The organism is Pontibacter rugosus (genome assembly GCF_042678745.1).
In the GTDB taxonomy this organism is placed as follows: domain Bacteria; phylum Bacteroidota; class Bacteroidia; order Cytophagales; family Hymenobacteraceae; genus Pontibacter; species Pontibacter rugosus.
The window spans coordinates 1-10,976 of sequence record NZ_JBHTLD010000172.1 but is presented as its reverse complement, the minus strand read 5'-3'; the positions used below and the strand labels follow the sequence as shown (position 1 = coordinate 10,976).

The 10,976-nt window shown below is 43.5% G+C and carries 8 protein-coding genes; 4 read left to right on the top strand and 4 right to left on the bottom strand.

Features of this window, described 5'->3' with window-relative positions:
* Positions 1-61: 61 nt before the first annotated feature.
* Together ACFQ2O_RS16175 and ACFQ2O_RS16170 are read left to right on the top strand one after the other, a co-directional pair.
* Positions 62-415, top strand: coding sequence for a YtxH domain-containing protein (locus tag ACFQ2O_RS16175; protein ID WP_377529999.1), 354 nt, complete (start codon positions 62-64; stop codon positions 413-415).
* Positions 416-629: 214 nt separating this feature from the next.
* On the top strand, positions 630-1,094 hold the full coding sequence (locus ACFQ2O_RS16170; protein WP_377529995.1) for a YtxH domain-containing protein: 465 nt from the start codon (positions 630-632) through the stop codon (positions 1,092-1,094).
* 71 nt (positions 1,095-1,165) lie between these two features.
* Here ACFQ2O_RS16170 and lysS read toward each other — a convergent pair whose 3' ends face one another.
* From lysS to ACFQ2O_RS16155, 3 genes are all read right to left on the bottom strand, one after another.
* On the bottom strand, positions 1,166-2,710 hold the full coding sequence (gene lysS / locus ACFQ2O_RS16165) for a lysine--tRNA ligase (protein WP_377529991.1): 1,545 nt from the start codon (positions 2,708-2,710) through the stop codon (positions 1,166-1,168).
* Positions 2,711-2,723: 13 nt separating this feature from the next.
* The gene (locus ACFQ2O_RS16160) at positions 2,724-2,888 is read right to left on the bottom strand and encodes a hypothetical protein (RefSeq protein WP_377529988.1); all 165 of its coding nucleotides are present in this window, start codon (positions 2,886-2,888) and stop codon (positions 2,724-2,726) included.
* A 149-nt stretch (positions 2,889-3,037) separates the two neighbouring features.
* Entirely contained in the window at positions 3,038-4,066 is a 1,029-nt protein-coding gene (locus ACFQ2O_RS16155; RefSeq protein ID WP_377529986.1) for a hypothetical protein, read from the bottom strand.
* A 573-nt stretch (positions 4,067-4,639) separates the two neighbouring features.
* On the opposite strand from ACFQ2O_RS16155, the gene ACFQ2O_RS16150 reads away from it, so the two are divergent.
* Positions 4,640-8,119 carry a choice-of-anchor J domain-containing protein gene (locus tag ACFQ2O_RS16150; RefSeq protein ID WP_377529983.1) on the top strand — a complete coding sequence of 1,160 codons (3,480 nt, stop codon included), beginning with the start codon at positions 4,640-4,642 and terminating at the stop codon, positions 8,117-8,119.
* A 129-nt stretch (positions 8,120-8,248) separates the two neighbouring features.
* Entirely contained in the window at positions 8,249-8,647 is a 399-nt protein-coding gene (locus tag ACFQ2O_RS16145) for a hypothetical protein (RefSeq protein WP_377529979.1), read from the top strand.
* A gap of 74 nt (positions 8,648-8,721) precedes the next feature.
* Here the strand turns inward: ACFQ2O_RS16145 and ACFQ2O_RS16140 are convergent, their stop codons facing one another.
* Positions 8,722-10,830 (bottom strand): carboxy terminal-processing peptidase, encoded by a 2,109-nt coding sequence (locus tag ACFQ2O_RS16140; protein WP_377529975.1) that lies wholly within the window; start codon positions 10,828-10,830, stop codon positions 8,722-8,724.
* Positions 10,831-10,976 lie beyond the last annotated feature (146 nt).

Genomic DNA, 10,976 nt, shown 5'->3' with positions numbered 1-10,976 from the left:
CGTTATGTTAACTACAAGCTGATAGAATTATATTGAATATTAATTTAGAAAGAATAAAACCATGAAAGACAATAGCGGAAAAGTGTTACTTGCTATGCTGGCCGGTGCTAGTGCAGGCGTAATTGCAGGATTATTGATGGCTCCTGATACTGGAGAAGTAACAAGAGGTGGCATCAAAAAGTGGGCTGGTAAAATGAGCAAAGATCTTGAGAAAAATCTTCAGGACGGCTTAGAAGAAATCAAGAAAATTAGCAGCGAGAAGTTGGGCAAATCATCTTCAGGTGAAGGAAATAACGCTGGTACCAATGCAGCTTCTTCTGCTGGCACTGGCGCAACAGGTTCTACTTCAGGAGCTGCTGCTACTGGTGGCTCTGCAACACAAACTTCAGGAAGCAGCACTAGCGGAAACGCATAAGCAGCTTTTAAATAACATATATCGATGCTAAAGCTGCTCTTAGGTAGCTTGCTGAGGTAGCATTGATTTTTACACGAGCGCCAACTCTTTTCAATAAGGGCTGGCGCTCGTGTATTATAAGCGCTTGTGTTAACCTAATAGATTGTCTCGCGTTAGAAAGAAAGATACGTCTGCCTGAAAAATAAAACAGTTAATAATTATAACTAAAATAACTATGAGAACTAATATGGAATGCCGCTCGTTGGGCGAAAGCAAAGCAAATTATACTACTCAAATCCATTCTGCTGTGCGCCAAATCAGGCAGCAGGGCTCTGATTATACCACTAAAAACGAAAGTAGCTCCGGAAGTGGTGTGGTGATGGGGCTTTTGGCAGGTGCCGCTGCTGGCGTAATAGCCGGCATGTTGCTGGCTCCGGATAAGGGCACTGAGATACGTAAGAAAGTTGCCGACTCGGCTACTAAGCTTGGGGGCCAGATGGGCAAAACTTATGGTAGCACAAGAGAAGCAGTAAGCGGATGGGCTGAAAAGCTTGCGGGCGATAAATCTGAAAACACATCTGATGCAGGTGCCTCTATGATGGGTGTTAAACAAAAAAGCCCTTATACCGATACTAACAAATGGGATGATCAGGAAATTAAAAACATGACTGACTCAGCTAAGAACACGCCAGGAGTGTAAGTATAAACAAGTATAAAAAAAGGGGCTGCCAATTAATTGGCAGCCCCTTTTTTTATACTTGACAAGAAGAATTACTTCTTATCTTCCTCTTTTTTATCTTGTTTCTCCGGCTTCATTTGTGGGAAGAACAGCACATCCTGGATAGAATGTGAGTTTGTCATGATCATGCTCAGGCGATCGATACCGATACCCAGACCTGCTGTTGGTGGCATACCATACTCTAAGGCGCGCAGGAAGTCTTCGTCCAGTACCATGGCTTCTGTATCACCACGCTTACCAAGCTCTAGCTGCTCTTCAAAGCGGGCACGCTGATCGATAGGGTCGTTCAGCTCTGAGAAGGCATTGCAGATTTCTTTGCCGTTACAAACTGCTTCAAAACGCTCTACCAAGCCAGGTTTGCTGCGGTGTTTTTTCGCAAGCGGGCTCATCTCAACAGGATAATCTGTAATGAAAGTTGGCTGAATCAGTTTAGCCTCACAAGTCTCCCCGAATATTTCATCAATCAATTTGCCTTTGCCCATAGAGGCATCCACATGTATTCCTAAGCTCTGCGCTGTCTTTAGAAGCTCTGCCTCGTCCATTTCAGAAATATCGATCTTCGTGAAATGCTCAATAGCCTCAAACATGGTAAAGCGCTTCCAAGGGCGCTGGAAGTTGATAATATTGTCGCCTACTTTTACCTCTGTGGTGCCGTGCAGGTCCATGGCAACTTTCTCTACCATTTCCTCTACCAGGTCCATCATCCAGTTGTAATCTTTGTAGGCTACGTACAGCTCCACCTGCGTAAATTCAGGATTGTGGAAGCGGCTCATACCTTCATTACGGAAGTCTTTGGCGAACTCAAACACACCATCGAAACCACCTACGATCAGGCGCTTTAAGTATAACTCATTGGCAATGCGCAGGTATAGCGTCATGTCCAGCGTGTTGTGGTGCGTTTTAAACGGACGGGCAGCAGCTCCACCGTACAAGGGTTGCAGGATAGGGGTTTCTACTTCCAGATAGCCCTTGTTGCCCAGAAACTGGCGCATAGAGTTTACCAGTTGCGTGCGCTTACGGAACGTTTCACGTACATCCGGATTCACAACCAAATCAACATAACGCTGGCGGTAGCGCATTTCAGGATCGCTGAAGGCGTCATACACATGCTCTACTCCGTTCTCGTCTACTTCACGTTTTACAATTGGCAGCGGTCTCAGCGATTTAGTCAGCACTTTCAGCTCGGTTACATGCACCGATATTTCACCCACCTGCGTTACAAAAGCATAGCCTTTGATACCGATAAAGTCACCAATGTCCAGCATCTTCTTGAACACCGTGTTGTACATGTCCTTGTTCTCGCCTGGTGCAATATCATCGCGCGACACGTAGATCTGAATACGGCCAGTACTATCCATCAGCTCGGCAAAAGATGCCTTGCCCATAATGCGGCGGCTCATTAAGCGGCCAGCCAGCGTTACTTCCTGATAATTGCCCTTTTCCTTATCAAACCTCTCCTTTATCTCTTTGGCTGTTGCCGTAACTTCAAATGTTTCAGAGGGATATGGGTTGATGCCCATTTTCTCCAGCTCTTCGCGCTCGTGGCGTCTGCGTAGTTCCTGTTCGCTGAGTTGCATGCGATTATCTACTTTAAAAAGATTCTTTTATAAAACGCAAAATTGCTAAATAATCAGCAGCTTTTAAAATTGTACCGCTGATTTGTGTGGTTTCAAATGATTTAGCAGGTTTATACTTGTTTACGGAGGCTGCTGCTATACCTTGTGCAAATAGGATGTTTATTGATAGTAGTGGCATAAATTTGTAAGAGCTTGTTTAGATTTTGTTTTTGCAGCGCAAAGGATGAATATTAAACATGCTCTAAAGTATCAAATTAAAAGCAGCCATAAAAAACAGCTCCAGCAAGTATAAACTTACTGGAGCTAAAGTATAAGCGATCTATAGTCTTAGGCTGCCTGGCCAATTTCATAGTTTTCGTTGCCAAGCAGGGGCTTGATAAGGTTTTGCAGCCTTGCCTCTACAAAGTTATCGTGCAGATGCTTTGGTAGTTCCTTTACAAAAGCGTGATAGTGCTCTAAACCCATGGCTTGTGCTATAAAGCTTTCATGTATGCCGTTTAGGTAGCTCACAATCTGCAGCAGCGACTCATGAAACAGCTTAAAGTCTATCTCTGCCTGCACAAAACGCTCTATCTCTCGGTGCGAAGAAGAGATGCGCAGGCGTGCCATCAGGTCGAAAACTGTTGTATAGCCTAAGCGCCAGGTAAGTTGCTGCCAGTGCTGCGGACCAAATTTCTGTAGCACTTCACCTGTCTTTGCGCTACGTATAGCGGTAGTCGGGCTAGCCTGTACTTGCTGCCTTACTGCCTTTGCTTTTTGGCGGCGCGTAGTGCGCAGAAACTGTCCTATCTGCGCCTGTGCCTCCAGCTCCTTGCCAGCTATCTGCAAACCCGGCTTGTAGTGTGCCAATGGTAACCTACGGATACTGAAATCATCGTAATGGCCGGCGGCATAAAAGCTAATGGCTTTAGGGTAAGCATTTTTTACAACCAATCTACCGGCTTCTCGAAGTAACATCGCCTCGTTGTTTGTGCTGATGCCGCGCGTGCGCAAGAACGCCTGCATACCTGCAAACACAGCATAATAAGCTTGGGGGAATGTCCAGTGTAAGGCGTTGCGCATATAGGCCTCATCTCCTAGCTCAGCTGTGGAGCGTAAGGCATACTCTGTACTCCAGCAGTTTATAAGTAACCTTTTAACATCCTCCAGGTCTTGTTCTGTCAGCACAGGCTTTTCGTCGCGCAGGAGTGTTGCCTGGTCTACGGTACTAACGCCCTCATGCTGTATATGGTAATTTATTGCGAAAAAGTAATTAAGGAATATCTGTGCAGGGATGGATTTCTGCCAATCTTTTTCAGCGTGCTGCGTCTCCTCCGGAAACATCGAAACAACCTTGTCTTCATCTCTCTCTTTCATATAAGTTAAACATATCAGAGACTGTATCAGTTGCAATAATAGCCACTATTTAAGCTGTTTTAGTGAAATTAACTCACTGTTGATCAGTTGTTTATATTTGTATTTAGTAATAAGTTTAAAATCTTTTGAAAAGCTGAAATTGGGGCATAAAGAAGTCAAATTTAAAACCTGAAAAAGCTACAGCAGGAGAGGAGTAAAATGGTGAAATTTGAGGAAAATGGTTGGGGAGATATGGGCAATTACTGCCTTCTTACACTTCGTTTTTAGAGGAGAAAAATAATTGAAAAGCTTTCTGACAAAGTGGTTTTTGAAGTTTATAGCAACACAGAGGGGGGAGATAAAGCGTTAAGCCTGTAATTTTCCTTTACACAAAATATGCAGTGCAAAGCACCAGCTCTAAACTGGCTCTTAATTTCTTAAACTAATGTTAACATAAAGTTAGCGATTCATGTGTAGCTTTGTATTATATGTCAGGCGGCCTTTATACTTGTACAAAACCCATACTTACAGCTGTACCGGCGTCTGCATGTCCCAATCAACCCAAACTAATTAAAATCAACCCAAAACAATTTTATGATTAAACAATTACAAAAGCTAGGAGCTGTTGTAGTGGCTAGCTGCGCCTTGTTAGGCAGTAGTGATGCGCTGGGGCAGGAGGCAACTATTTACGAGCCGTTCGATTATTCCGTAGGATCTAACTTAGGAGGACAAGGAAGCTGGGTGAATGTAAACTCTGGTGATGAAGTCATTATAGTGGAAGGAAATTTGTCATATAATAAGCTGAATGCTTCTAGTGGACGAAGTGTAAGCTTTGTAGGAGGAGGTATAGATCCTCAGTTTCAATTTCCTCAATTAACTTCTGGGCCAGCTTATTTCTCCTTGTTATTTAAAGTTTCTGACTTAGCAGGCTTGAACGAAAGCGGTGGATATTTTTCAGGATTAGCAGCCAATAGCACAAGTTTAGGTGCTGCTGTATGGCTGCGAAAAGCTGGAGAGGGTTTCAATGTTGGCTTTTCTAAAAGAAGTAACTCTGAGGTAGTTTGGTTAAATGAAGTACATGAATTAAACTCTACTATTCTGCTTGTTGGCATGTATAAGCTAATGGCAGGTAGTGGTGATGATATTGTTAGTTTTTGGGTAAATCCTATTCCTGGAACAGCTGAATCAACATCAAGTTATACTTCAGCAGTAGGATCAGATTTAAGCTATGTTGAGAGATTTTTTCTAAGACAAGACTCTAATATTAAAACCCCCGCGCTTATAGTTGATGAGATACGAGTAGGAGCAACTTGGGAATCGGTTACACCAGTAGAGGTTAATCCTGATGCCCCTTCTCTTTCAGCACCAACTACTCTAAGCCTTGGAGACGGTATAGTAGGAACTACTATTTCAGGTTCTTATAAATTAACTGGCCGCAACCTGACCAGCTCTGTTACGCTTACTGCTACAGCGCCATTCCAGCTATCTAAAAGTGCAACAACTGGTTTTGGCAATACCTTAACCTTTGCTGGTGCCGACTTTGACGCAGATCAAACAGTGTATGTTCGTGCTACCTCTAGCGCTGTTGGCGCACTTACTGGCACCATCACGCATGCTAGCAGCCAGACAGATAATCTGGTAATGAATATTACCGCAAACGCTGTTAGCCCTTATGCACAGAATTTTGATAACTGCACACATGTTGGCAGTACAAACATGCCAGGCGGATGGCAGCAGGTAAGTGTAAATGGAGATGTTACATGGAGCTGTACAACCTTTGGTAAATCAGGTAGCGCCGTTCAAATTAACGGTTACAACTCAGCAACGCAACGTGGTGCTGCCAACGAGGACTGGTTGATATCTCCAAAACTTAACCTTTCAGATTTCAACATTCCTTCGCTCTCCTTCTGGACTCTATCTGCTTTTCAGGGACCAGCACTTAAGTTCATGATTTCTACAAACTATGACGGTGTAAGTGCGCCAGGTACGGCAGAATGGACAGAACTTAACGCTAACCTCCCAGAGGTTGGCTCAGACAAATGGACAGAATCTAAGCTATTGCTGGATGCTTATAAGCAGGAAAACGTATATGTAGCCTTTGTTTATACTTCCCTGGATCAGGTAAATGGCTCTTCTCGCTGGACGGTTGATGAGTTTGCCGTAGAAGATGTGCAAACAGCCTTAGTAACCAGTCCTGTTACGTTTGATTTTGGTGCTGTGCCGGCTAACCAATTCTCAGAAGCTAGCACGTTTAAAGTAAAGGCACTTGGCTTACCCAATGGTTTAGACATTACTGCTCCTAAAGACTTTCAGGTTTCTAAAGATAACGTTTCCTATACTTCCGTTATCAGCTACACTGCTGAAGAAATAGCAACAGAGCAAACTGCTTATGTTCGTTTCTCACCGGCTAGCACAGCACTTTACTTCGAAGGAAAACTCACCTTTACTTCAGGTAATACTTTCTCTGAAGAACGAGGCATGTTGACTGGTTCATCTATACCTAAAAGCTCAACGCTGGATGTCGTTAGCTGGAACGTTGAGTGGTTTGGTGCTGACAGAGACGGCGATGGTGCTATACTTGGGCCAACAGATAATGAACTGCAGTATGCCAACGTGAAACAGGCTATTCTGGCACTTGATGCAGACATCTATGCTTTGCAAGAGATAGCTAATGATGAGCTAATGGAGCAACTGGTAAAAGAATTGCCAGGCTACGGATTCGTGAAATCAGACACTTATTCTTACTCTCAAAGGCCGTCAAACTTTGTCTCTGTTCCGCAGAAATTATATGTAGTATATAAAACAGCAACCGTGGCAGTTAAGGGCGAGAAAGTGCTTCTGAAAAAGTTATACACAGACTTACTTGCTAATACAACTGTACTTACTGGCTATCCTGGCAGCAGCTCAAGTACCGATCAGGCTAGAGACGATAGTTTCTGGGCTAGTGGCCGAATGCCATACATGGTCATGTTAGATGCTACCATTAACGATATTACGCAGCGCCTGCACCTGATTAACGTGCACGCCAGAGCCAATAGCGGCACTAACATGACGGTTTATAACCAGCGTATGTATGACCTTAAAGTGCTGAAAGATTCGCTTGATGCACAATATCCAGATGTAAACCTGATCATGTTAGGTGATTACAACGATGATGTGGACATGGCTGTAGTAGGTACTAATAACCCATCAACCTACAAGCCCTTTGTGGATGATGAAAATTATAAAGTGCTGACATATGATCTAAGCCTAACAGGTGTGGGTACTTATAACGCAGAGAGCTTCCTGGATCATATTACCATTTCAAAGTCTTTAGTAGATGAGTATGTACCAAGTTCTATTCAGATACAGAACGGGCTTGTGAACCTGATCCCGAGATACTTCACTACAACGTCAGATCATTTGCCTATTGCAGCTCGTTTTAACTTTGATGCAACCCCTGTTGTTACATTTGCAGAAGCATCCGTTACCAAAAAAGAAGGCGAGGCTGCTTACGAGGTAAACCTGACATTATCTGAAGCACAGGCCAAAGAGCAAACAGTATTAATTACCCTTGTAGATGGAGCCACCGCCAGCCAGGATGATTACGCTGTTGTGCCAGCTATGGCAAACAATAGTATAAGCCTTACAATACCGGCTAACACTACGAAAGCAGTGTTTAGCCTTAGCGCTTTGAGTGATACAAATAAAGAGACTGATGAGCAGGTATCTTTTGTTATCAGTAAGGTAGGCACTGGTTTAGGAATTGGAGAAGGGCGTACGTTTACTTTCACTATCCAGGATAATACAGCACCAACAGGTATAGCGGATGCTACCAAAGGACAGTTTAGTGTGTACCCTAACCCTGTTCAGGATTATGTTAGACTATCTCTGCCTGAGCGCGTAGCTAAGCAGCAGAACGTAAATCTGGTAGTATATGGCATAGACGGACGCATGTTGTTCTCAGCCACTGGCTCACAACAGAACGTAGAGCAGGTGTTGAGTAAAGAGGTAAGCAGCCTGAAAAAAGGTCTCTATCTTTTAAAAATTGAAGCTGGAAAAGAAGTATACATTAGCAGAATGCTGAAGAAGTAAGCAGCTTTAAATTTATACTTTAACAAATCGCCCTGCTGCATTTGCGGCAGGGCGATTTGTTTTTACAGCCTTAAAGTATAACAAAGTAGCTGGCTTGGCGGTAAACTTAAATTAAAAATCATACTTACCATGAACATTGTAGACAGACCAGACATAGCCAATAATACACATGCAGCTGTATTGATAGGAGCAGGACTTACAAGTTACTTACTGAACGAGAACAGACCTAAAACAGCGTTGATTCCACCTGTAGCAGGAGGGGCATTACTGTTATTAAGTTCAGGTGTGAAAGCAGGAAACAGAAACGTGGCACATGCTGCAGTAGGGGTTACTTCTGTGCTTAGCGTAATGACAGGAGTACTGTTCTCAAAAGCTGTTGCTCCAACAGCAGAGGCAAAGCTTAAGTTTAAACCCAAAGTGCGCCAGCGCAGAGCCAGTGTCTTCGGACTGATGACATTAACCGGCCTGGCAGCAGTAGGCGTATATGTTGCTGGGTTCATACAAAAACGAAAGCAGCAGCAAGTATAACTTGTGTCATCTCTGAAAGCAAAAAGCCCCGGTACACTTGCACCGGGGCTTTCCTATTTTATAATGATTAAAGCTTATTTCAGGCCGTTCTGTATGATAGCTACAGCCTCTTCAACATACACATCTTGCTTAAGGTCTTTTAAGAACTCTTTGTTACGGGCCACTTTGGCACTATCAGTTCCAACTTCTTTCAGGTCCTGCTGCAAGCGATGCACATTGAGTACCGGCACTTGCTTTTGAGCTTCTTCAAGGCGTTTCGCTTCGGCTTCGGCTTTCTTCTCTTCTGCCATGTACTTTTCTAATTGCAAAGATCTCGTAGTGTTCTTAGTTTGTTGCTTTAAGCGTTGGCCAGCCTGCTCTATCAAAGCAAAACTTTTATTGCTTGCTATACGCTTCTGGCTGTTAGCCTTTATCTGAGCATAGTCAATTTTGCTTTTGTTCCAGGTGCTATACTTAGCCGGGGCAATCTCATCAAACGGAAGCGGGTAATCCTGCTCTTTCTCTCCGAACTCCATGTAGCTGTATGGGTCTGGTAGCGTTACATCCGGAATAACACCTCTTAGCTGCGTTGTGCCACCGTTAATGCGGTAAAACTTTTGAGTAGTCAGCTTAAGGGCTCCAAATGGTTTGTAAGGGTTAAACTGAGCTGGCAAAGCTTCATCCAGTTCAAAAAACTGCTGTACTGTGCCTTTGCCAAAAGTAGGGCTGCCTACAATTACGGCACGCTTATAATCCTGCATGGCGGCTGCCAGAATCTCAGAAGCAGAAGCACTGTTTGAGTTTACCAATATAACCAATGGTCCGCCATACTGCACTTGTACATCTCGATCGTCTAGCACAACGGCTTTGCCAGAGGCTGTTTTTACCTGCACAATCGGGCCCTTCTCAATAAATAAACCAGCCATTTCTACAGCATCAGCAAGTGAGCCACCACCGTTGTTGCGCAGGTCAAGAATAAGACCTTGCATGCCAGCTGTTTTTAGCTTTTCCACTTCTTTCTTCACGTCGGCACCGCTAAAACGGCCGCTCTTGTTTTCAAAGTCGGCATAAAAGCCAGGAAGTTTTATATAGCCAATCTTTTCTTTGTCCTCAATCACCACAGACTGCGCATAGGTGTCTTCAATCACGATAACATCCCTGACAATTGGAATCACTTTTGTAGAACCGTCTGGTTTTTTAACGGTAAGGCGTACCATTGTGCCCTTTTTACCACGGATAAACCGAATGGCATCATCCAAACGCATACCTTCTACTAAAATAGGCTCTTCATTAGCCTGCCCAACTTTCTGAATAATATCGCCTGGCTTTAGATCTCCTTGCAAATAAGATGGGCTACCGGGCACAATTTCCATTACTTTTATCTGGCCGTCTTTCTCCTGAAGAGAGGCGCCTATACCTTCTAAGCGACCTGTAAACCCAATATCAAAATTCTCTTTGTCTTTAGGTGCAAAGTAGCTTGTGTGTGGGTCATACACGTTAGTGATGGAGTTAATATAAGAAGAGCGTCTTTCATCTCTGGTTACCTGATCATAACGTTTAAAAAGGTCTTCGTAGTTTTTCTTCACCTTTTCACGTGCTTCTTTCTCCAGCTGCTCAAAAGACTTCTGATCGGCTTTTTCGCCTTTCTCAAGCTTTTTCATCTGCTCCTCCTGCATATCAACAAGGCGCACCAGTGTCTGGTACTTCAGTTGCTTACGCCAGGCTTCTTTCAACTCAGCAGTAGAGGTTGCAAAGGCAAGTTTTTCACCATCCAGCTCTACCTGCTCGTCTTTAGAAAAATCAAAAGGCTTAGCTAAAATATCTTTGTAATAAGCCTGCGCTTCTTTGGTGCGCTGCTCAATCAGATTAGCGGATAAGTCAAAGAACTGAAACGAACCTTGGTTCACTTCATCGTCAATGGCTGTTTCGTACTGCCGCAGCTTTTGTACATCAGAAGCTAAAAGAAACTTCTTGTTATAATCTAGCCGATTCAGGTATAGGTTAAATACTTTTTTTGAAAAGTTATCGTCTACTTTTTCCGGCTGGTAGTGGCCCTGGCTAAGGCCCTGCATCAGAGCTCTAATCAGAATTTCATTTTTACCCTCCGGAGCAGTATCGCTTTTGTACAGTATAAACGAGCCTGTTACCAAAATAACAGCCAGTACCGACAGTATAATTTTAAAACGGGTTGTCAAGGATAGCATCTAATTAATTATGGTTGAACTATATGTTTCATATGGCAAAAGTGGTGCCGCATACTATGTTTAGCAGAATAAATGAGTACTGTTTTGTAAAGTAGTACAAAATAATATGAATTCATAACCAGCCTATTCTACTCATATTATGGCTG

Coding starts and splice junctions, on each gene's coding strand:
- ACFQ2O_RS16175 (WP_377529999.1), top strand. CDS start 62: ATGAAAGACAATAGCGGAAAAGTGTTACTTGCTATGCTGGCCGGTGCT.
- ACFQ2O_RS16145 (WP_377529979.1), top strand. CDS start 8,249: ATGAACATTGTAGACAGACCAGACATAGCCAATAATACACATGCAGCT.
- ACFQ2O_RS16150 (WP_377529983.1), top strand. CDS start 4,640: ATGATTAAACAATTACAAAAGCTAGGAGCTGTTGTAGTGGCTAGCTGC.
- ACFQ2O_RS16170 (WP_377529995.1), top strand. CDS start 630: ATGAGAACTAATATGGAATGCCGCTCGTTGGGCGAAAGCAAAGCAAAT.
- ACFQ2O_RS16155 (WP_377529986.1), bottom strand. CDS start 4,066: ATGAAAGAGAGAGATGAAGACAAGGTTGTTTCGATGTTTCCGGAGGAG.
- ACFQ2O_RS16140 (WP_377529975.1), bottom strand. CDS start 10,830: ATGCTATCCTTGACAACCCGTTTTAAAATTATACTGTCGGTACTGGCT.
- ACFQ2O_RS16160 (WP_377529988.1), bottom strand. CDS start 2,888: ATGCCACTACTATCAATAAACATCCTATTTGCACAAGGTATAGCAGCA.
- lysS (WP_377529991.1), bottom strand. CDS start 2,710: ATGCAACTCAGCGAACAGGAACTACGCAGACGCCACGAGCGCGAAGAG.